Here is a 22,455-nt window from a genome sequence, read left to right as displayed (position 1 = left end):
CAAGCGGGAGAGGGGAGTAAAACAGGAGCGGTGAGAATCGATTAAACCAGCACCCGCTCGATCCCGCCCGAATTCGCCTTGGCCACGTACTCCGGCATCCAGTTTTCACCGAGCAGGTGTTTGGCCATTTCGACGACGATGTAATCGGCGGTGACCGTCGCATCTTCGTTGTAACGCGACAGCCCCTGCAGGCACGACGGGCAGCTCGTCAGAATCTTCACGTCGCCGTTGAATTCGTCGGTACGCAGCTTGTCGGCGCCGCGGCGCATTTCTTCTTCCTTGCGGAAGCGGATCTGCGTGGAGATATCCGGACGCGTCACGGCCAGCGTGCCCGATTCACCGCAGCAGCGCTCGTTCTTCTCGATCTTGCCGCCACCCTGGTTGCCGCCCATCAGGTCGTTCACCAGCTTGGTCGGGTCCATCGTCTTGATCGGCGTATGGCAGGGGTCGTGGTACATGTAGCGCGTACCGGTGACGCCCTCCAGCTTCACGCCCTTTTCGAGCAGGTACTCGTGGATGTCGATGATGCGGCAGCCGGGGAAGATCTTGTCGAATTCGTAGCCTGCGAGCTGGTCATAGCACGTGCCGCAACTGACCACCACGGTCTTGATGTCGAGGTAGTTCAGCGTGTTGGCCACGCGGTGGAACAGCACGCGGTTGTCGCTGACCATCTTCTCGGCCTTGTCGTACTGGCCGGCGCCGCGTTGCGGATAACCGCAGCACAGGTAGCCCGGCGGCAGCACGGTTTGCACGCCCACGTGCCACAGCATCGCTTGCGTCGCCAGTCCCACCTGCGAGAACAGCCGCTCCGAGCCGCAGCCCGGGAAGTAGAACACGGCTTCGGTCTCGGCCGTGGTCGTCTTCGGGTTGCGGATGATCGGCACGATCTCGTTGTCTTCGATATCGAGCAACGCGCGCGCGGTCTTCTTGGGCAGGTTGCCCGGCATCTTCTTGTTGATGAAGTGGATCACCTGCTCCTGCACCGGCGGCTTGCCAACCGTTGCAGGCGGATGCTGGGTCTGCTTCTTCGCGAACTTCTTGAGCACCTCGTTGCCGAGGCGCTGCGCCTTGTAGCCCACGCCCATCATCGCGGTACGCGCGAGGTTGATGGTCTGCGGATTGGTCGCGTTCAGGAAGAACATCGACGCGGCGGCGCCCGGGTTGAATTTCTTCTGACCCATCTTGCGCAGCAGGTTGCGCATGTTCATCGACACGTCGCCGAAGTCGATCTTGACCGGGCATGGCGTCACGCACTTGTGGCAGACCGTGCAGTGGTCGGCCACATCCGAGAACTCGTCCCAGTGCTTGATCGATACGCCACGGCGCGTCTGCTCTTCGTACAGGAACGCTTCCACCAGCAGCGACGTTGCCAGGATCTTGTTGCGCGGGCTGTACAGCAGGTTGGCGCGCGGTACGTGCGTGGCGCACACTGGCTTGCACTTGCCGCAGCGCAGGCAGTCCTTCACGCTGTCGGCAATCGCGCCAATATCGCTCTGCTGCATGATGATGGACTCGTGTCCCATCAGGCCGAACGATGGCGTGTACGCATTGCGCAGGTCCGCGCCGGGCAGCAGCTTGCCCTTGTTGAAGCGGCCCTGCGGGTCCACACGCTGCTTGTACGCGCGGAACTCGCCGATCTCGTCTTCGGTCAGGAATTCCAGCTTGGTGATGCCGATGCCGTGCTCGCCCGAGATCACGCCGTCCAGCGAACGCGCGAGATCCATGATGCGGGCCACCGCGACGTGCGCGTCCTGCAGCATCGCGTAGTCATCGGAATTGACCGGCAGGTTCGTGTGCACGTTGCCGTCGCCGGCGTGCATGTGCAGCGCCACGAAAACGCGGCCGCGCAGCACCTGCTTGTGGATCTTCTGCGCCTCGTCGAGGATGGGCTTGAACTCGCCGCCGTTGAAGATCTTGCGCAGTTCGGCGCGCAGCTCCTGCTTCCAGCTCACGCGGATCGTGCGGTCCTGCAGCAGATGAAATACGTTGGCGTCCGGCTGCGCCTGCAGGCGCTGCTCGAATGCCGGACCCAGCAGGCCCAGGCCGTGACCGATCAGCGAATCCTTGGCCATCTGCAGCGGCGTATCGAGATGCCCCTGCAGGTAGAGCCAGCGCGAGCGCACTTCGCGCAGCAGCGTCAGCGCATGCTGCACGCGGTCTTCGAGCAGTTCGGCGCTGGGAATCTCGTTGGCGTCGTCGCTGCGGCCCAGCGGCAGGTTGCCGCGCGCGAAGAACGCTTCGAGTTCGTCGGTCAGCTTGAGCTTGTTCTTGATCGACAGCTCGATGTTAATGCGCTCGATGCCGTCGGTGTACTCGCCCATGCGCGGCAGCGGAATCACCACGTCTTCGTTGATCTTGAAGGCGTTGGTGTGGCGCGCGATGGCAGCGGTACGCGAACGGTCGAGCCAGAACTTCTTGCGCGCTTCCGGGCTCACGGCGATGAAACCTTCACCGCTCTTGCCGTTGGCCATGCGGATCACTTCCGAGGTGGCGCGTGCCACGGCGTCCTCATCGTCACCGACGATATCGCCGATCAGCACCATCTTCGGGAACGCGTTGCGCTTGCTCTTGGTGGCATAGCCCACCGCGCGCAGATATCGTTCGTCGAGGTGTTCCAGGCCAGCGAGAATCGCACCGCCTTCGCGCTTCGACTCGCCGTCCAGGAAGTCCTTGATTTCGACGATGCTCGGAATCGCATCGCGCGGCTGGCCGAAGAACTCCAGGCAGACCGTGCGGATGTGCTTGGGCATGCGATGCAGAATCCAGCGTGCGCTCGTGATGATGCCGTCGCAACCTTCCTTCTGCACGCCGGGCAGACCGGCCAGGAACTTGTCGGTAACGTCCTTGCCCAGACCTTCCTTGCGGAACTTGCGGCCTTCGATGGCCAGCGTCTCGGTGCGCAGCACCTTTTCGCCCGGGCGGCGATCGCCATCGGACCATTTCAGTTCGAACGTGGCCACCGGCACATCGTGGATCTTGCCGAGGTTGTGGTCCATGCGCGTGATCTCGAGCCAGTTGCCCTCGGGATCGACCATGCGCCACCACGCCAGGTTATCCAGCGCCGTACCCCACAGCACGGCCTTCTTGCCGCCCGCGTTCATCGCCACGTTGCCGCCGATGCACGAGGCATCGATCGACGTCGGGTCCACGGCAAAGACCAGACCCGCCTTGTCGGCGGCATCGGCCACGCGGCGCGTGACCACGCCGGCGCCCGAGAAGATCGTCGCCACCTTGTGCGGCACGTTCGGCAGGTCGGTCATTTCGACCGCATCGAGCCGTTCGAGCTTTTCGGTATTGATGACGGCCGAGAACGGCGTCAGCGGCACGGCGCCGCCGGTGTAGCCAGTGCCACCTCCGCGCGGGATGATCGTCAGGCCCAGTTCGAAGCAGCCCTTCACCATGCCGGCGATTTCTTCCTCGGTGTCGGGCGTCAGCACGACAAACGGGTATTCCACGCGCCAGTCGGTGGCGTCGGTTACGTGCGAGACGCGCGACAGGCCATCGAACTTGATGTTGTCCTTCTGCGTGATGCGGCCCAGCACGCGCTGGGTGCGCTTGCGCAGCGCATAGGCATCGGCAAATTCCTGCTTGAACGATTCGATCGCCTGCTTGGCGAAGACCACCAATTGCTCCACGCGATGCGAGCGATCCTCGGCGGCCGGTTCGGCATGCTCGGCACGGTCAGCGGCGCGGCGCTTCTCGATTTCGGCAAGGCGGTGATGCAGCGCATCCACCAGCATCTGGCGGCGCTTGGGATTTTCGAGCAGGTCGTCCTGCAGGTAGGGATTGCGTCGGACCACCCAGATATCGCCGAGCACCTCGTAGAGCATGCGGGCGGAGCGGCCGGTGCGGCGTTCGCCGCGCAGTTCGTCCAGGATGCGCCAGGCTTCCTCGCCGAGCAGACGGATAACAATCTCGCGATCTGAAAACGACGTGTAGTTATAGGGGATCTCGCGCAGGCGCGGCGGGGCGTCCTGCGCTGCGAGTTTGGCGTCGAGCACGAGTGGGGCGTTCATGGGCGGGACCGCTTTGAAGCAGCGCACGGGGACGGTGCGCAATTTATCGTCAGTTAAGACGCGATTGTACTGCAACGCCCCGTTTTGCCGCGCCGCAACATAATCACTTGACGACAATAACCGCCAAAAACATCAGGAAATTCCCCGGGTTTCGGCATTTTCGTGCGGATTGAGAATCAGAACCACTGCCGGATAGCGTCACCCACGCCATGCCAGAACGAATCGGGAATCCATAGCAGGCTCGCCGTCATCACCAGATAGCGCAGGAACTTGCCGATCCCCATATAGAAGACGCTCTGCCAGAACGGCAGCCGCAGCCAACCGCCCAATGTGCACAGTGGATCACCGATAACCGGTAGCCACGACACCAGCATCGTGGGCGGGCCCCAGCGTTTCATCCACCTGAAGTACTTGGCGTCGAGCTTCGGCTTGTGCTGCTTGCGCGGGTGGGGCCGATGCTGGGCGTGCTCCACCTCATGCTCATGGTGCTGGCGGCGCTGGCGATAGCGCACCACGGCCAGCTTGGCCGCGTAGCCGAGCCACCAGTCGATGGCACCGCCCACGGTGTTGCCCGCCGTGGCCACGAGGATGGCCGGCCAGAACATCCCGGGATTGAGCTTGATGTAGCCGAATACGGCCGGCTCCGATCCCAGCGGCAGCAGCGTGGCACTGATCAGGCTGACCACGAAGATGGCGGGCAGCCCCACCTTGGGCAAGGCAACCGTATCGAACAGCCAGTCGGTAAAAGCTTCCATTGGGCAGGCAGGGGCGGGGTCGCACGCGGCAGGGGAAACCGCATGGCGAGTCCGGGGGATTTGTGATTAACTGTTAGAGCCTGTCGCGGCGATTCGTTCACTGCGCCGACATTACCGGCAAACCCGCAGCACCAATATCACGAAATAGCCGTCCCAACCAAGCGGCAGTACCGCGTCGTGGCCCGTCCCGCGCAGTGTCATTCGGGATTGTCGTCGGAGCTGGCCATGCGCGTTCCACCCACAATGGAGACAAGCATGGCGATTTCCCTCCGCCTGACGGTCAATGGCAAGCCCGTTGACGTCCAGGTCGAACCCCACACCCTTTTGGTCCAGCTTCTGCGCGAGCAGTTGCGACTCACCGGCACGCACGTGGGCTGCGATACCGCGCAGTGCGGCGCCTGCACCGTCCACATGGACGGCCGCGCCGTGAAGTCCTGCAACATGCTGGCCCTCCAGGCGGACGGCGCCAGCGTCACCACCATCGAAGGACTGGCGACCAACGGCGAGATGCATCCGATGCAGCAGGCGTTCCGTGAATGCCACGGCCTGCAATGCGGCTTCTGCACGCCCGGCATGGTGATGGCCGCCACGTCCCTGCTGGCCCAGCAGCCCAACGCCGATGCCCACGCCATCCGCGAGCAGCTCGACGGCAACCTCTGCCGCTGCACTGGCTATCACAACATCGTGCGTGCAGTGCAGCAAGGGCAGGCCGCGATGCAGGGCAACGTGGCCACGGCCAGCGCCGAATAAGGAGGCCACCATGAACGCACCCGAGAAACACTCGCTGATTGGCGCGCCGGTCAAGCGCAAGGAAGACTATCGCTTTCTCACCGGCAACGGCCAGTACACCGACGACGTCACGCTGCCGCACCAGAGCTACGGCTACTTCGTGCGCTCGCCGCATGCGCATGCACGCATTCGCTCGATCGATACCGCGCAGGCACTGGCCGCGCCCGGCGTGATCGCCGTGCTGACCGGCGACGACATGGCCGGCGACAACGTGGGCGGCCTGCCGTGCGGCTGGCTGATCCACAGCATCGACGGCTCGCCGATGAAGGAGCCGCCCCACCCTGCCCTGGCGCACGGCAAGGCCCGGCACGTGGGCGACCAGGTGGCACTGGTCGTCGCGGAGTCGCTGCAGCAGGCGCGCGATGCCGCCGAACTTGTGGATGTCGATTACGAGGAACTGCCTGCCGTGGTCAGCCCGGCCGATGCCGCTGCGGCCTCCACGCTGGTGCATGACGATGTGCCCGGCAACACCTGCTACACCTGGGGCCACGGCGACAAGGCCGCCACCGATGCCGCGTTCGCCCGCGCCGCGCACGTGACCACGCTGGATATCGTCAACAACCGGCTGATCCCCAACGCGATCGAACCGCGCGCGGTCAACGCCAGCTATACGCGGCAGGACGATGGCTACACGGTCTACGTCTCGAACCAGAACCCGCACGTCGAACGGCTGCTGATGGGCGCCTTCGTGCTCGGACTGCCCGAATCGCGGCTGCGCATTATCGCGCCCGATGTCGGCGGCGGCTTCGGCTCGAAGATCTTCCTGTATCCCGAGGATGTGGCGCTGACCTGGGCATCGAAGAAGGTAGGCCGCCCGATCAAGTGGACCGCCGAGCGTTCCGAATCCTTCCTCACCGATGCGCATGGCCGCGACCACGTGACCCGCGCCGAACTGGCGATGGATGCCGATGGCAAGTTCCTCGCCATGCGCGTGCACACGGTGGCCAACATGGGCGCGTACCTGTCCACGTTCGCCAGCAGCGTGCCGACGATTCTCTACGCCACGCTGCTCGCCGGCCAGTACGCCACGCCTGCGATCTATGCCGAGGTGAAAGCCGTGTTCACGAATACGGCACCCGTCGATGCGTATCGCGGTGCGGGGCGTCCGGAAGCCACCTATGTCGTCGAGCGTCTGGTCGAAGCTGCCGCACGTGAACTGGGCACCGACCCCGCCGCGCTGCGACGCAAGAACTTCATCCGCAGCTTCCCGTATGCCACGCCTGTTGGCCTGACCTATGACACCGGCGACTACGAACCATGCCTCGCACGCGCGCAGGAACTGGCCGATGTAGCAGGCTTTCCCGCGCGTCGTGAAGCGGCGAAGCAGCAAGGCAAGTTGCGCGGACTCGGCTACTCCTGCTACATCGAAGCATGCGGGCTGGCGCCATCGAACATCGCGGGCGCGCTCGGTGCTCGGGCTGGACTGTTCGAAGTAGGCGAGGTGCGCGTGCATCCCACCGGCACCGTCACCGTGTTCACCGGATCGCACAGCCACGGGCAAGGCCACGAAACCACGTTCGCGCAGATCGTGGCGCAGCGGCTCGGCATTGCGCTGGACGCCGTGGAGATCGTGCACGGCGACACCGGACGCGTACCGTTCGGCATGGGCACCTATGGCTCGCGTTCGCTGGCGGTCGGTGGATCGGCCATCATGAAGGCGCTCGACAAGATCGAAACCAAGGCCAAGAAGATCGCCGCGCACTTGCTGGAAGCCTCGGACGCGGACATCGAGTTCAGCGACGGCGTGTTCCGCGTGGCCGGCACCGATCGCACGAAGACGTTCGGGGAGGTGGCGCTGACCGCCTACGTGCCGCACAACTATCCGCTCGACAGACTCGAACCGGGCCTCAACGAAAACGCGTTCTACGATCCCACGAACTTCACGTATCCATCCGGCACCTATATCTGCGAGGTCGAGGTCGATCCCGACACCGGCGCGTCGCAGGTCGTCAAGTTCACGGCCGTGGACGATTTCGGCAACGTGATCAATCCGATGATCGTCGAAGGACAGGTGCATGGCGGTATCGGACAGGGCCTGGGTCAGGCCATGTTCGAACAGTGCATCTACGATCCCGACAGCGGCCAGTTGCTGACCGGCTCCTACATGGACTACGCGATGCCACGCGCTGGCGACTTGCCGGACTACACGGTGGAAACGTCATCAGGCACGCCATGCACGCACAATCCGCTCGGCGTGAAGGGTTGCGGCGAAGCGGGCGCCATTGGCTCGCCACCTGCATTCATCAACGCACTGGTCGATGCGCTCGCACCACTCGGCGTGCGCGACATGCAGATGCCCGCCACGCCGCACCGCGTGTGGCAGGCGATTCAGGCCGCGCAAGCTACCAAGGCATAAGGGGACACGACATGTACGCATTCCAGTTCGAACGCGCCACCGATGCCCAGGCAGCCGTGGCGAAACTCAAGGCCGATGGCGACGCCAAGTTTCTAGCCGGCGGACAAAGCCTGCTTGCCGCGATGAAGCTGCGGCTGGCTTCGCCATCGATGCTTGTCGATGTGGCGCGCATTCCCGGCATGGCTGATATCAACGTGCAGGGCGATGCCGTGGTCATCGGTGCCGCAGCACGCCATGCCGATGTGGCGGCCAACGCGGAAGTCATGCGCCGCATTCCGGGGCTGGCGTCGCTGGCACTCGGCATCGGCGACCGTCAGGTGCGCGCGATGGGCACGCTCGGCGGCTCGCTCGCCAACGATGATCCTGCTGCGGACTATCCCGCTGCGGTGCTCGCGCTGAACGCTACGGTCGTGACGGATCGTCGCGAGATTCCTGCCGACAGCTTCTTCAAGGGCTTGTACGAAACCGCGCTCGCACCCGACGAGCTGATCACCGCCGTGCGCTTTCCCGTACCCGATCAGTCGGGGTATGTGAAGTTCCGCAATCCGGCATCGCGCTTTGCGCTGGTGGGGGTGATGGTGGCGCGCAGTGGCAAGACAGTGCGAGTTGCCGTGACCGGTGCCGCCGATAGCGTGTTTCGCGCGCCTGCGCTGGAACAGGCACTGACGGCGAGCTTTACGCCGGCTGCGGCGAGAGCGGTGAAGGTGGATGCGTCGGGTCTCAATGCGGATCTGCATGCATCGCCGGAGTATCGGGCGCATTTGATTCCGGTGCTGACAGCAAGAGCGGTGGAGGCGGCGTTGAAGGGGTGACGCGGTCTTGCTCACCCCTGGTTTGCTCCCCTCTCCCGCATTGCGGGTGAGGGGTTGGGGGGTGCAATCACCAACAAGCCTCAATTTGAACGTCGAGCCCTCTCCCCCACCCCTCTCCCACTGACATGGGAGAGGGGAGCGCATAGCAAAAGGCTTCGCCGATATCTACATGCTCCCAACCTCCATCGACACCACCCTCACCCAACTCGCCGCGCAGCAATACTTCGCCGATCGCGAGACCGCTACGGTGCTCTACCTTGCACTGCGCATGCAGCGGCCGTTGTTTCTCGAAGGCGAGCCCGGTGTCGGCAAGACCGCGCTTGCACATGCGATGGCCGCGATGCTCGGCACGCGCCTGTTGCGGCTGCAATGCTACGAAGGACTCGACGCGGCCAGTGCGCTCTATGAGTGGGACTATCCGCGCCAGATCATGGCGTTGCGTCTGGCCGAAGCGCGTGGGGAACGTCCCGAGCAGCAGTCGCTCTATCGCGACGAATTCCTGCTCAAGCGGCCCTTGCTCGAATCGCTGCTGCCCGATCCCGCCGCGCCCGGTGTGCCGCGTGTGCTGCTGATCGACGAGATCGATCGGGCCGACGAGCCGTTCGAAGCATTTCTGCTCGAAGTGCTTTCCGAATATCAGGTATCGATTCCCGAAATCGGCGTGCTGCGCGCGGAGACGCCGCCACTGATCATCATCACGTCGAACCGTACGCGCGAAGTGCATGACGCGCTCAAGCGTCGCTGTCTGTATCAATGGATGGGTTATCCATCGCGCGACCGCGAATTGCAGATCGTGGCTGCGCGCGCACCCGAAGCGGCCGAAGCATTGCAGCGGCAGGCCGTCGATTTCATCCATCGGCTGCGTGGCATCGACTTGTTCAAGGCGCCGGGCATTGCCGAAGCCATCGACTGGAGCCGCGCACTCGCGGCGCTCGGTGTGACAGAACTCGATCCGCAATCCGTGCGCGATACGTTGGGCGTGCTGCTCAAGTACCAGGACGACCTGGCGCGCGCCGATGGTCCGACCATCGCCGAGTTACTCGCCGGCACCACGCCCGCCTGATATGTCATCCCGTCCGCTGCCGATGCTGGCGCGCAACGTCACTCACTTCATGCGGCTGCTGCGCGATGCGGGCTTCGGCCTCTCGCCTGCGCATGCCGTGGATGCACTGACCGCGCTGCGCCATGTGAACATCGGTGCGCGCGATGAGGTGCGCGCCGCGCTGGCCGCACTGGTCCTCTCCGGTCCTGACCAGCGCCCACTGTTCGATGCGGCATTCGACCTGTTCTGGCGCGATCCCGATTGGGAAGGCAAATTGCGCGCGATGCTGTTGCCGCGCGTCGATGCCGGTGCGCCGCCACCGAAACGCAGCAACCGTCTGGCCGATGCGCTCGCCGCGCGCCAGCCGCCATCGACACCGAAAGGCCCGATGCGCGAGGAACGCTTCACCGCGCCGCTGACCTTCTCCGATCAGGAGCGCCTGGCCAGCCGCGACTTTGAAACACTCTCCGCCGAGGAGTGGCGCGCGCTCCAGCATCTGGTTCGCACGCGGCGCGCGCATCTTGCATTGCAGCGTACGCGCCGTCTGAAACCTGCGGCCACGGGCACGCATGCCGATATGCGCGCGAGTGCCCGGCTTGCGGTCCGCCAGCATGGCGAATGGATGCAATGGAAATACCGCCGCCATGCGCAGCGCAAGCCGCCCGTGGTGTTGCTGCTCGATATCTCCGGATCGATGAGCCAGTATTCGCGCGCGGTGCTCTACTTCTGCCACGCGCTGATGCAGGGCCGCGAGCGCATGCATGTGTTCCTGTTCGGCACGCGGCTCACCAACGTGACGCGCGCACTGCGCGAACGCGATCCCGATGAGGCCGTGACGCTGATCACCGAACAGGTGCGCGACTGGGCAGGCGGCACGCGCATCGGCACGGCACTGGCCACGTTCAACCGCCAATGGGCGCGCCGCACGCTGTCGGGCCGCGCCACGGTGCTGTTCGTCAGTGACGGCATCGACCTCGAACAGATCGACCTGCTGGCCGACGAGATGGCGCGCCTGCGCCGCTTCGCGCATCGCATCGTCTGGCTGAACCCGCTGCTGCGCTATGCGGGCTTTTCACCGCAGGCGCGTGGCATGCAGGCCATCCTGCCGCATGTCGATGCCCTGCACCCTGCACATAACCTGGACAGCCTGTTCGCGCTCGAAGCGCTGCTGGCCGATACGCAAACCACCACGGTTTCACCTATAAAACAATTCGGAGGACGCCCCCATGGAAATGACCCAGACCCAGCGCCTGCCCGTGCCGCAGCAGGTAGCGTGGGACGCGCTGAACGACGTTGAGCTGCTCAAGCAATGTATTCCCGGATGTGAGAGCATCGAGCCCGATGGCGAAAACGCCTACCTGCTCGCACTGACTGCGGCGGTCGGTCCGGTCAAGGCGCGCTTCAAGGGCCGCATGGCCTTGCTCGATATCGCGGCGCCCGACAGTTACACGATCCAGTTCGACGGACAGGGTGGCGCGGCGGGTTTCGGCAAGGGATCGGCAAAGGTCACGCTGGCAGCCGAGGGCGACGAAACACTGCTGACGTATGCGGTGCAGGCGCAGGTAGGCGGCAAGATCGCGCAGATCGGCTCGCGGCTGGTGGATGCCGCCGCGCGCAAGATGGCCGATGCGTTTTTCGCACGATTCACCGAGGCCGTGAGCGGCCCGGACGAGCAGGACAATAACGATACCCAGAGCGATGAGGCCGCCGGCGACACGGGCGGCGATGTAGACAAGAAGCGGAAACGATCATGGACAGCGTGGATCTCGAAGTCCTGAAGAGCAGCGTCAAGTGGCAGCAGGAAGGTCACGGCGTGTTGCTGGTGACGGTGGTACGGACGTGGGGCTCGTCGCCCCGTCCTGAAGGTGCGATGCTGGCGGTGCGCGACGACGGTCTCGTCGCCGGCTCCGTATCCGGCGGATGCATCGAGGACGACATCATTTATCGCGTGCATCGCGAAGGCATCAAGTCGAAGGTGCCCGAGGGCATGAAGTACGGCATCAGTGCCGAGGAAGCGCATCGCTTCGGGCTGCCCTGCGGCGGCACCATCGAACTGGTGGCGGAACCGCTGGCACCGCATAGCGGCATCGTCGAATTGCTGCAGGCCGTGGAGAACGGCAGACTGGTGACGCGCACACTCGACATGGCGACGGGCCGCGCATCGCTCGGCCATGCGGAGGCTGCCGATGGATTGTCGTTCGATGGCGCCACGCTGCGGACCATCCATGGTCCCCGCTATCGCATGCTCGTCATCGGCGCGGGGCAGTTGTCGAAATACCTGTGCCAGATTGCCGTGGGGCTGGGCTTCCAGGTCACGGTCTGCGATCCGCGTGAGGAATACACGGAGACGTGGGACATTCCCGGCGTGACGATGGTGCGCACGATGCCTGACGACACCGTGGAAGCCATGAAGCTCGACGAGCGCTGCGCCGTGATCGCGCTCACGCACGACCCCAAGCTCGACGATCTCGCATTGATGGAGGCGCTACGCACGCCCGCGTTCTATGTGGGCGCGCTCGGCTCGCGCCGCAACAACCAGGCGCGCCGCGAGCGGCTCAAGGAGTTCGATCTCACCGATCAACAACTGGCCCGCCTGCATGGTCCGGTAGGTATCTATATCGGCAGCCGCACGCCACCGGAGATTGCGATTTCGGTACTGGCCGAAGTGATCGCTGCGAAGAACCATGTCTCGCTGCCCGACATCCTCCAGGTGGAAGGCGCCAAGGCCGCGCGCGAAATCGCAGCCGGCGAGGCCGAGTGTCCGATTTTGCCTGCTGGTCAGGCTATCACCGCCGCACAGCCATGACGAAGCCCTCACGCGCCCCGCTTACGCAGACCGATCTGCCCACCGGCATCCTGCTGGCTGCCGGCTTCGGCCGCCGCTTCGATCCGGCCGGCCTGCGCAACAAGCTCATGGAGAAGATGGCCGATGGCCGCACTGTGGCGTGGCGCAGCGCGCGCACGCTGGCGGCGGGCCTGCCGCATTCGATTGCCGTGGTGCGTCCTGGGCATCCCGAACTCGCCGAGGAATTGCGGCGCGGTGGGTGCAAGGTGATCGAGTCCGTTGAAGCGGAAGCCGGAATGGGCGCGGCGTTGCGCGCGGGTGTGGCCGCGAGTCCCGATGCACGCGGCTGGGTGGTGGCGCTTGCGGACATGCCGTGGCTGTCAATGGAACTGGTACGCGCGGTCGCGCTGACGATCACGGCGCGCAACACGATTGCCGCCCCGTGGCGCGATGGCAAGCGTGGGCATCCTGTGGGATTCGGTGCGGCGTGGCGCGATGAATTGCTGAAGCTCGATGGCGATGAAGGCGCGCGCGAGTTGCTGAAGTCGCAGCCGGTGACGCGGATTCTGACCGAGGACGATGGACCGTTCAGGGATGTGGATTTGCCGGGGGATCTGGTTTGAGCGCGCTCGGGATTTGATGCGCCAGCCCTCTCCCCCGGCCCCTCTCCCGCTTTGCGGGAGAGGGGAGCAAACCAGCAGCGGTCGATATCCCGTCGGTGTTCTCCCCTCTCCCGCGAGCGGGAGAGGGGCGGGGGAGAGGGCCAGCCTCTCAACATCGACCACGTTGGAATTTACCCCCCCTCCAACTCCGTCAACGTCCGCAAATACTCGCTACTCCACCAATGCACATCCTGCTGGCGTATCCGCTCCAGCAGCTTCTGGTGCCGCGTGCGTCGTTCGGCCAGCGGCATGTGCAGCGCCTGCTGCACGGCCTGCGCCGTGGCGCGTGTGTCGTACGGATTGACCAGCAGCGCCTCCTTCAACTGTTCCGCAGCGCCAGCAAAACGCGACAACACCAGCACACCCGGATCGTCAGGATCTTGCGCGGCGATGTATTCCTTCGCCACGAGATTCATCCCGTCGCGCAGCGGCGTCACCAGTGCCACACTGCTCGCTCGGCACAGGCCCGGCAATCGCTTGCGTGAAGTCGAGCGATGGATGTATCGCACAGGCATCCAGTCGAGTTCACCGTACTCGCTGTTGATCGCACCCGTAATGCCTTCCATCTCGCGCCGCAGGTCTGCATAGGCATCCACCGATTCGCGGGATGGTGCGGCAATCTGGATCAACGTGGCGCTCGATCGATTTTCGGGATACTCGGCCAGCAGCGTCTGGAACGATTTGAGCCGCTGCGGCAGCCCCTTCGAATAGTCGAGCCGGTCGATGCCCAGCAGCAGCCGGCGCCGCGCGTACTGGTGACGCATCATCTCGTAGGTCTCGCGCGCCTCGTCCTGTTGGCCAAGGCCGATGAATTCATCGACATCGATGCCAATCGGAAACGCCTGCGCGCGCACGGTGCGATGGAACGCGCGGAAGCGGTACTCGCCCATCGGCTCTGCACCGGCTTCGCCCTGCACGTAGCGCGAGAAGTGGTCGAGATCGGCCTGACTCTGAAAGCCGATCAGGTCGTACGCGAACATCGCACGCATCAGCCATTCGTGCTGAGGAATGGCCGCGAGGATCAGCGGCGGCGGCAGCGGGATATGCAGGAAGAAGCCGATCTTCTGTCCGCAGCCAATGGCGCGCAGTTCCGCCGCGAGCGGGATCAGGTGATAGTCGTGAATCCAGATCACGTCATCCGGCTTCAACAGCGGCGCCAGCTTGCGCGCGAACAACTGGTTCACGCGCCGATAGGCATTGAGGTTGCCGCCTGCATCGAAATCCGCCAGGTCCACACGATAGTGGAACACGGGCCAGAGCACGCCGTTGCTGTAGCCGAGGTAGTACGCGTCGTAGTCATCCTGGCTCAGATCCACTGTGGCCAGCGTGACGTTGCCGGCCTGGGTCTGGTGGAACTCGCCCTCGCCCGGTGTGCCGCCGTGGGCCGCGTCCACCACCTTGCCGCTCCAGCCGAACCACAGGCCGCCCGTCTTGTTCAGCGCTTCCGAAAGCGCCACGGCAAGGCCGCCCGCCGCGTGGTTGCGGGGGTCCGCAACCCGGTTCGATACCGCTACTAGTCTGCCCATATATCGCTTGTTGTTGTGGCCAATCCTTTCCTCAGATCACGGTGTCCCAGGGTGCCGACAAACGCATGGCACCGTTGATCAGGCCGACCATCGAATAGGTCTGCGGGAAATTGCCCCACATCTCTCCGGTGATCGGGTGGGTGTCTTCCGACAGCAGCCCCAGCGGGTTGCGCGCGGCAAGCATCGACTCGAAGATCTCGCGCGCTTCCTCGCGGCGGCCGATGCGCGCCAGCGCGTCGATGCGCCAGAACGTGCAGATGTTGAACGCAGTCTCGGGCTTGCCGAAATCGTCGGGCGCTTCGTAGCGCCGCATGTAGGGACCATCGCAGAGCGTCTCTTCCAGCGCCTTCACCGTGGACACGAAGCGCGGGTCCTTGGGATCGATGAAGTTGACCTCCGCCATCAGCAACACGCTGGCGTCGAGTTCCTTGCCGCCAAAGCTCTCGGCAAACGCCTGCCGCTGCTCGTTCCACGACTCGTCCAGAATGCGCTGCTTCATGCGATGCGCATGGTCGTGCCAGTATGCGGCCCGCGCGGGTTGTTCGAGTTTCTCGGCGATCTTGGCCAGACGGTCGCACGCCACCCAGCTCATCAGCGCCGATGACGTGTGGATGCGTGCACGCGTGCGCAACTCCCACATGCCCGCGTCGGGCGTACCGAATACGCGCACGGCCTGCTCGCCCACATCTTCGAGCTTGGCAAATTCCGCCGGGCCACCGCGATGCAGCAGCCGGTGATCGTGGAATGCCTGCGCGGCGGCCAGCACCACGTTGCCGTACACATCGTGCTGGAAATGCTCCTGCGCCTGGTTGCCCACACGCACCGGACCCATGCCGCGATAGCCGCTCAGATGATCGAGCATGCTTTCCGGCAGCTCGCGCTCCAGCCCGATACCGTACAGCGGCTGGATGTGCCCGTCCTGCGATTGCATCACCACGTTCGACAGCCAGCGCAGATAGTCCTCCATCGTGCCAACTTCCGACAGGCTATTCAGTGCGCGCACCACGAAGAACGCGTCGCGCAGCCAGCAGTAGCGGTAGTCCCAGTTGCGCTGGCTGCCCGGCGCTTCAGGAATACTCGTGGTCATCGCCGCCACGATGGCGCCGGTTTCCTCGTACAGCGACAGCTTCAACGTAATGGCCGCGCGAATCACGGCGTCCTGCCACTCGCGCGGCACGGCCAGGCGGCGGCTCCAGAGTTTCCAGTACGCGGTGGTTTCCTGCTCGAAGTCGCGCGCGATATCTTCCACGCCGGCCGAGAGCGTTTCATCGGGACCGAGGATGAAGTTGTAGCCGCGCGTGACCAGGAACGGTGTGTGCGACAACACATAGGCCAGCGGCGCATCGGTGGTCAGGCGCAGTGTTTGATCCTCGCCCACATAGCGCGCATGGCTGCTGCCGCGCGTGATTTTCGGCTCCGTGCGGCCCCAGTTGAAACGCGGCGCCAGCGTGACACGCACGCGCGGTGCGCCACTGACTGGCTTGATCCGTCGCACCAGTGTCAGTGGTCGGAAGTAACGACCCAGGCGGAAGAAGCGCGGGCAGAAATCGGTGATCTCCAGGATGCTGCCGTGCTTGTCGATCAGATGCGTGCGCAGGATGGCCGTGTTTGGCTCGTACCACTGCGTGGCTTCGTGAAAATCCTCGATCTCGATATTGAAATGGCCGGCGTTGTCGTTCGGCTCCAGCAATGCGTTGAAGACCGGATCGCCATCGAAGCGCGGCATGCAGCACCAGACGATGCGGCCGCGGCCATCCACCAGTGCAGAGAAGCTGCAATTGCCGATCATGCCGAGTGCCAGCGATGGGTTGGCGTGGCGGCTGGCAGCGTTCGAATCCGTATTGACGGCGGGCGCTTCGCGCGCGATTTCTGGCGACACCTGGGCAGAGGTGGCAGGTTCACTCACAGCGGGTCCTCCCTTTGTGGCGATGGATGTTGGGCAGCGGCATCGCGCTGCGCGATGAAATGGGTCAGCGCGCGCGCCGATTCGTGCAGCCAGTCGCGCAACGCGGCGGGCGCAGGCACGCTGACGGTGGCCGCCGTGGCGCGATTGCCAACCAGCACGCCCACGCCGCCGAGTTCGCGCACCACCGAGAAGCCGGCTTCGTCGGTCACATCGTCACCGGCGAACAGCGGCAGGCGGCCCGCGAATGGCGACGAACGCATGAACGCGGCAATCGCATCGCCCTTGTCCACACCCGCAGGCTTGATCTCGACCACCATCTTGCCGGGCAACGCGTCGAGCCCCACGGCATCGCGCAACACATCTGCTACCGCAGCGCGCACCAGCGGCTCCAGCTCCGGTGCCTGCCGATAGTGGATGGCCACGGCCACCGACTTGCGTTCCAGCATCAGGCCCGGATGCCGCGCCACGAGCGCTTCCAGTTGCGGCAGCAAGGGACCGATACCCGGCGCGGGCGGCGTGACGATGCGCGCCGCACCATTGCGGAATTCGGCGCCATGCACGCCCGCGGAAGGCAGGCGCAACGGTTGCAGGAAATGATCGAGTTCGGCCACGGGCCGGCCCGAGACAATGGCGAGCGCGCCGTCCAGACAGGTATGCAACGCACGCAGCGTGCCAACCAGTTCGGGCTCGACCTGCACCAGCTCGGGGCTCGGTGCCAGATCGGCCAGCGTGCCGTCGAAGTCCAGGAACAGCGCGGTGTGGGGTTCGATGAGAGGTAGGAGAGGCATCGCGTAAAACCGTAACACGTGGTTTTGACAGGCGTCCACCGGGCGCTGTCCTACAACAGTGGCTTTTCCTGCACCCAGACGCCGCGACGACCGTAGCAGGGTCCGTGTGGGCGCCATCCATTATCATTGGCGGTTTCCGCCGATTTTTCCGGCTTTTTTTGCCACGGCTGCGTGGCAACCGCAGACAATGACCCGCACCCCCGCCAAGCCCGACTACCTGAAGAAGATCCTGACCGCCAAGGTGTACGACGTGGCCCAGGAGACCGAGCTGACCTACGCCGCAGCGCTCTCGGCCCGCACGAACAATGCCGTGTGGTTCAAGCGCGAGGACACCCAGCCCGTGTTCTCGTTCAAGCTGCGCGGCGCCTACAACAAGATGGCGTCGCTCTCTCCGGAAGAACTCAAGCGCGGCGTGATCGCCGCATCGGCTGGCAACCACGCACAGGGCGTGGCCCTCTCCGCTGCACGGTTGCAGTGCAAGGCCATCATCTGCATGCCCACCACCACGCCGCAGGTCAAGATCGATGCCGTGCGCGAACGCGGTGGCGAGTGGGTCAAGATCGTGCTGCATGGTGATTCCTACAGCGATGCCTACGTGCATGCCGCCGAGCTGGAAGCCAAGCAGAAGCTGACGTTCATCCATCCGTTCGACGATCCCGAAGTCATCGCCGGGCAGGGCACCATCGCCATGGAAATCCTGCGCCAGCACCCCGGTCCGATCCACGCGATCTTCGTGGCCATCGGTGGTGGTGGCCTGATCTCGGGCATCGCGTCCTACGTCAAGGCCGTGCGTCCCGACATCAAGGTGATCGGCGTGCAGACGCTGGATTCCGATGCGATGAAGCGCTCGGTGGATGCCGGCAAGCGCGTGGAACTCAAGGATGTGGGCCTGTTCTCGGACGGCACTGCGGTGAAGCTCGTCGGCAAGGAGACGTTCCGCATCACGCGCGAACTCGTCGACGAAATCATCCTGGTCGATACGGATGCCATCTGTGCCGGCCTGAAGGATGTGTTCCAGGACACGCGCAGCATTCTCGAACCGGCGGGTGCACTGGCCGTGGCGGGTCTCAAGGCATATGCCGAGCGCGAGAAGCTCAAGGGCCAGCACCTCGTGGCGATTGCCTGCGGCGCGAACATGAATTTCGACCGCCTGCGCTTTGTGGCCGAGCGTGCCGAAGTGGGCGAGGCGCGCGAAGCCGTGTTCGCCGTGACCATCCCCGAGGAGCGCGGCAGCTTCAAGCGTTTCTGCGAACAGGTGGGCACACGCAGCGTGACGGAGTTCAACTACCGCATCGCCGACAAGGGCGTGGCGCATATCTTTGTGGGCCTGCAGATTGCGTCGCGCAGCGAGAACGACAAGATCGCCGCGAACTTCCGCCGCCATGGGTTCGACACGCTGGACCTGTCCAACGACGAACTGGCCAAGCAACATATCCGCTACATGGTGGGCGGCCATTCGCCGCTGGCGCACGACGAACTGCTGTATCGCTTTGAATTCCCGGAGCGTCCGGGCGCGCTGATGAAGTTCCTCTCCAGCATGAGCCCGAACTGGAATATCAGCCTGTTCCACTACCGGAACCAGGGCGCCGATACGTCGAACATCCTCGTAGGGATTCAGGTGCCGAAGAACGAGAAGCGCGATTTCCGCACCTTCCTTTCCACGCTCGGTTACGTAAACTGGGATGAAACCGACAATCCCGTCTACAAGCTGTTCCTGGCCTGAATCTCACTATGACGCTTCCTGAGCACTCGCCGCTGGGCAAGCCCTCGGCCTACAAGACCGAGTACGACCCGTCGCTGCTGTTCCCCATTCCGCGCCAGCCCAAGCGCACCGAGATCGGACTCGCCGAAGGCAAGGCCCTGCCCTTCTTTGGCGTGGATATCTGGAATGCCTACGAACTTTCGTGGCTGAACCTCAAGGGCAAACCGCAGGTGGCGCTGGCCGCGTTCGTGATTCCCGCCGATACGCCGAACATCGTCGAATCGAAATCGTTCAAGCTGTACCTGAACTCGTTCAACCAGAGCCGCATCGCATCGCCCGAGGCTGTGCAGCAGTTGCTGCATCACGACCTGTCCGAAGCGACGGGCGGCACCGTGCAGGTACGTCTGGTGCCGGAAGCGGATCTCGGCACGCAGAAGATGGGCGAGCTGGATGGCATGCTGCTGGACCGGCTCGATATCGAAACCGATATCTACGAACCCGATCCGTCGCTGCTGAAGGCCGATCAGGATCAGTCACCGGTGGAGGAATCGCTGGTGTCGCACCTGCTGAAGTCGAACTGCCTCGTCACCGGTCAGCCCGACTGGGGCAGCGTGCAGATCCGCTACGTCGGCGCGCCCATCGATCAGGAGGGGCTGCTCAAGTACCTGATCTCGTTCCGCAATCACAACGAGTTCCACGAGCAATGCGTGGAGCGGATCTTCACGGACGTGATGCGCATGTGCAAACCGGTGAAGCTGGCGGTGTACGCGCGATATACGCGGCGCGGCGGGCTGGATATCAATCCGTTCCGCACGAACTACAACACGCCGTGGCCGGATAATCGGCGGAATGCGCGGCAGTGATGAGTTTTCTCCCCTCTCCCTTTGGGAGAGGGGCGGGGGAGAGGGCAAGCCGTTCAAATTGCGGCACGGTCGGCAAGCAGAGCCTCCGGCCCTCTCCCCTAACCCCTCTCCCGCAAGGCGGGAGAGGGGCACAAACAAGCAGGAAGCGGAAGAATCAAAACTCCGCGTGCGCCCTCACCCCGATAAACTTCGCCGGACCTCGATCGCGGTTATACCCAGGGTTCCGGATGTACTGAAAATCCGGGCTCAGACTCAGCGTCTTCCACACCGCAAAGCGGTAATACACCTCGAACACCTGCTCCGGCCCATAACGTAGCGCGCCATCGCCAAGGAAGGCGCCGAGGCCGCCAGCGGCCAGATAGTTGCGATGCCCGGAGCCGAGCATGTTCACGGCCACGGCCATCCCGAGTTCATCGTTTGGACGTCCCCACGCGCGGCCCTTGATCGTGCCGCCACCTGCTACCTGCCTGCCGATTTCGGTGAACGCGTAGGTCTCGGTCTTGTCATCGGACCAGTTCGCACGGAAGAACACGCCCGCGTCGTTGGTCACTTCCTGCATGAACGCGAGTCCCACGCCGACCTTGCTGTGCTCGCGCTGTACGTCGCCAACGCTCGGCGTTACGCCATTGGCCTGCCCGAACGCGATGGCGTCGTTGAATGCGCCCATCTTCGCCTTGTTCCGCCACAGCAGCAGCCGCGCCTGACCGGGTCGTCCGCCAATCGCATAGCGCTTCTCAAGCTCCAGCATCCGCCCGTAGTGCTCGAACAATCGCGTATCGAGTTCGCGCCCGTTCGATTCCAGCGGCTGCAGGAAATGGCCGAAGCGTGCGGACCAACCATCGCCGATGTACTCCAGCGCCAGGCCCCAGTTGTAGCCGCGCGAATCTGCCGGATAGTCCCACGAGCCATGCGTCAGAAACGACCAGTTCATGAACTGCGTGCGCGGATCGGAGCCGTAGGGGTTCTGGTCGAACACGTCGAGCACGCCGAAGTTGCCGGCGGTCAGCACCACACGCTGCTTGTCGAGCGTGCGCGCGAACTGGTTGAAATCGGATTCGAGCGTTTCTTCGCCGCCGCCCAGACCCCAGTATTGCCGGATGAATGCGCGTGCGCGATAGAACTTGGGACTCGTGCTGGCCGTCTTCGCCAGTTCGCCATTCGACAAACCGCCCAGCCCGTGCAGATCCGAAAACGGCACACCCTGCGCCACTTCCGGATTGAAGTGGAACTCCGCGCCACGCCACAAGCGCAGGCCGAGATCGAGCGTACTGGTGAACGAGTAACTCTTCGCGCGTTCCAGCGTCAGGCTGTTCTCGCCCGAATACGCCGCGCCGAACGATGGCTTGCGTTGCCATACCCAGGTGGCCTGGCCGTGAATCGCGAACGGGCTTTCGGTGCCGGGTTCCTGCTGTGGCGTCTCGGAAGTCTGCGCCATCAAAGCGGCGGACAAACTCATGCTTCCCACACCTAGCAGCGTGGCAAGACGATGGGCCAAACGCGGGCGCAGCCGCTTCGGAGCAGCCGGAGAGCAGAAACGCAGCATAGGAAAAACCGGAGGGAACCGATGCGCAGGACGCGCACCTGTCATTTGTGCGCGAAGCATAGCCAAGCCCACATGACATGTCTACCGGGTCTTGTTGCGACGCACCAATTCCATTTGCCGCCCATGTGTCGCCCATGTGCCGGTAAGGCGACGTTGTAACACTCGTTGATTTAATTAATTAAAAAATTAATATAGCCATGGTGTCAACGAAGCGTTTTTTCCCATGCCGACCCGATCGTCCGATGACTCGAAGCGCCGTCCCGGCCGCCCTGCCGCGCAGGCCGATGATGCGGGGCAACGCGATCGCCTGATCGACGCCGCGGTCACATTGTTCGCCCAGCACGGCATCGCCGCCACCTCCACCAAGGCCATTGCCGCCGAGGCCGGTGTCACGCCCGCGCTGGTGCATTACTACTTCCGCGACCGCGAAGCGTTGCTCGACGCCGTGTTCGACGAACGCCTGCAGCCGCTGATCGGCCACGTATTCGGCACGCTCCAGTCCGGCCCGTCCGATCCCGTGGCGCGCATCCAGTCTCTGGCCGAGCAACTGATTCGCACGGCTTCGGCCACGCCGTGGTTTCCGGGCTTGTGGATTCGCGAGATCGTCGGCACCGATGGCCAGTTGCGTGAGCGCCTGCTCCAGCGTGTGGCCGTGCAGCGCGCCGAACTGATCGCCGGCCCCATTGCCGCGGCGCATGCGCGCGGCCTGCTCAATCCGGGGCTGGAGCCAGCGCTGATCCTCGTGTCGCTGATCGGTCTCACGTTGTTGCCGCTGGCCACCACACATATCTGGCGGCAACTGCCGGGCGCCGCCGACATCGACACGGACACGCTGGTGCGCCACGTCACCGCACTGCTTGGCCACGGCCTCTCCGGTCCTTCCTCCACCCCATCCACCCCATCGTGATGC

17 protein-coding genes are annotated in these 22,455 nt (G+C 64.1%); 11 read left to right on the top strand and 6 right to left on the bottom strand.

The window, feature by feature from the left end; all coding sequences use genetic code 11:
• Nucleotides 1–41 precede the first annotated feature (41 nt).
• Together GA566_RS02025 and GA566_RS02020 are read right to left on the bottom strand one after the other, a co-directional pair.
• A complete protein-coding gene (locus GA566_RS02025) occupies nucleotides 42–4,016 on the bottom strand; it encodes an FAD/FMN-binding oxidoreductase (protein WP_160471415.1) in 3,975 nt (1,324 codons plus the stop codon).
• A 176-nt stretch (nucleotides 4,017–4,192) separates the two neighbouring features.
• A complete protein-coding gene (locus GA566_RS02020) occupies nucleotides 4,193–4,771 on the bottom strand; it encodes a YqaA family protein (protein WP_137924095.1) in 579 nt (192 codons plus the stop codon).
• A 255-nt stretch (nucleotides 4,772–5,026) separates the two neighbouring features.
• On the opposite strand from GA566_RS02020, the gene GA566_RS02015 reads away from it, so the two are divergent.
• The 8 genes from GA566_RS02015 (at nucleotide 5,027) to GA566_RS01980 (ending at nucleotide 13,178) form a co-directional block, all read left to right on the top strand.
• Complete coding sequence (locus GA566_RS02015) at nucleotides 5,027–5,521, top strand: (2Fe-2S)-binding protein (protein ID WP_137924094.1); 495 nt, start codon at nucleotides 5,027–5,029, stop codon at nucleotides 5,519–5,521.
• A gap of 10 nt (nucleotides 5,522–5,531) precedes the next feature.
• On the top strand, nucleotides 5,532–7,916 hold the full coding sequence (locus GA566_RS02010; protein WP_160471413.1) for a xanthine dehydrogenase family protein molybdopterin-binding subunit: 2,385 nt from the start codon (nucleotides 5,532–5,534) through the stop codon (nucleotides 7,914–7,916).
• An 11-nt stretch (nucleotides 7,917–7,927) separates the two neighbouring features.
• Nucleotides 7,928–8,728 (top strand): xanthine dehydrogenase family protein subunit M, encoded by an 801-nt coding sequence (locus tag GA566_RS02005; RefSeq protein ID WP_160471411.1) that lies wholly within the window; start codon nucleotides 7,928–7,930, stop codon nucleotides 8,726–8,728.
• A gap of 169 nt (nucleotides 8,729–8,897) precedes the next feature.
• Nucleotides 8,898–9,791, top strand: coding sequence for a MoxR family ATPase (locus GA566_RS02000; protein WP_160471409.1), 894 nt, complete (start codon nucleotides 8,898–8,900; stop codon nucleotides 9,789–9,791).
• Between the two features lies 1 nt (nucleotide 9,792).
• Entirely contained in the window at nucleotides 9,793–11,067 is a 1,275-nt protein-coding gene (locus tag GA566_RS01995; RefSeq protein ID WP_160471408.1) for a VWA domain-containing protein, read from the top strand.
• On the top strand, nucleotides 10,997–11,548 hold the full coding sequence (locus tag GA566_RS01990) for a CoxG family protein (RefSeq protein WP_160471406.1): 552 nt from the start codon (nucleotides 10,997–10,999) through the stop codon (nucleotides 11,546–11,548). The genes GA566_RS01995 and GA566_RS01990 overlap by 71 nt, the downstream gene beginning before the upstream one ends.
• Nucleotides 11,521–12,576, top strand: coding sequence for an XdhC family protein (locus tag GA566_RS01985; protein ID WP_160471404.1), 1,056 nt, complete (start codon nucleotides 11,521–11,523; stop codon nucleotides 12,574–12,576). The genes GA566_RS01990 and GA566_RS01985 overlap by 28 nt, the downstream gene beginning before the upstream one ends.
• Complete coding sequence (locus GA566_RS01980) at nucleotides 12,573–13,178, top strand: NTP transferase domain-containing protein (protein ID WP_160471402.1); 606 nt, start codon at nucleotides 12,573–12,575, stop codon at nucleotides 13,176–13,178. Before GA566_RS01985 ends, GA566_RS01980 begins: the two co-directional genes overlap by 4 nt.
• A 170-nt stretch (nucleotides 13,179–13,348) precedes the next feature.
• Here GA566_RS01980 and otsA read toward each other — a convergent pair whose 3' ends face one another.
• The 3 genes from otsA to otsB form a co-directional block, all read right to left on the bottom strand.
• Complete coding sequence (gene otsA, locus GA566_RS01975; protein WP_160471400.1) at nucleotides 13,349–14,743, bottom strand: alpha,alpha-trehalose-phosphate synthase (UDP-forming); 1,395 nt, start codon at nucleotides 14,741–14,743, stop codon at nucleotides 13,349–13,351.
• Nucleotides 14,744–14,774: 31 nt separating this feature from the next.
• Entirely contained in the window at nucleotides 14,775–16,532 is a 1,758-nt protein-coding gene (locus GA566_RS01970) for a glycoside hydrolase family 15 protein (RefSeq protein WP_137924146.1), read from the bottom strand.
• Nucleotides 16,533–16,645: 113 nt separating this feature from the next.
• Nucleotides 16,646–17,437, bottom strand: coding sequence for a trehalose-phosphatase (otsB, locus tag GA566_RS01965; RefSeq protein ID WP_137924085.1), 792 nt, complete (start codon nucleotides 17,435–17,437; stop codon nucleotides 16,646–16,648).
• A gap of 187 nt (nucleotides 17,438–17,624) precedes the next feature.
• On the opposite strand from otsB, the gene ilvA reads away from it, so the two are divergent.
• Together ilvA and queF are read left to right on the top strand one after the other, a co-directional pair.
• On the top strand, nucleotides 17,625–19,160 hold the full coding sequence (gene ilvA, locus GA566_RS01960; protein WP_160471399.1) for a threonine ammonia-lyase, biosynthetic: 1,536 nt from the start codon (nucleotides 17,625–17,627) through the stop codon (nucleotides 19,158–19,160).
• A gap of 8 nt (nucleotides 19,161–19,168) precedes the next feature.
• Nucleotides 19,169–20,002, top strand: a complete 834-nt coding sequence (gene queF / locus GA566_RS01955) for an NADPH-dependent 7-cyano-7-deazaguanine reductase QueF (protein ID WP_137924083.1) — start codon at nucleotides 19,169–19,171, stop codon at nucleotides 20,000–20,002.
• Nucleotides 20,003–20,156: 154 nt separating this feature from the next.
• On the opposite strand, the gene GA566_RS01950 is transcribed toward queF, so the two are convergent.
• Nucleotides 20,157–21,458 carry a carbohydrate porin gene (locus tag GA566_RS01950; RefSeq protein ID WP_370459257.1) on the bottom strand — a complete coding sequence of 434 codons (1,302 nt, stop codon included), beginning with the start codon at nucleotides 21,456–21,458 and terminating at the stop codon, nucleotides 20,157–20,159.
• A gap of 310 nt (nucleotides 21,459–21,768) precedes the next feature.
• On the opposite strand from GA566_RS01950, the gene GA566_RS01945 reads away from it, so the two are divergent.
• Nucleotides 21,769–22,452 carry a TetR/AcrR family transcriptional regulator gene (locus tag GA566_RS01945; RefSeq protein WP_160471395.1) on the top strand — a complete coding sequence of 228 codons (684 nt, stop codon included), beginning with the start codon at nucleotides 21,769–21,771 and terminating at the stop codon, nucleotides 22,450–22,452.
• The last annotated feature ends 3 nt before the right edge of the window (nucleotides 22,453–22,455 follow it).

This window comes from Cupriavidus sp. SW-Y-13, from assembly GCF_009793345.1.
Lineage (GTDB): Bacteria > Pseudomonadota > Gammaproteobacteria > Burkholderiales > Burkholderiaceae > Cupriavidus.
This window is presented reverse-complemented; position numbering and strand designations above follow the sequence as displayed.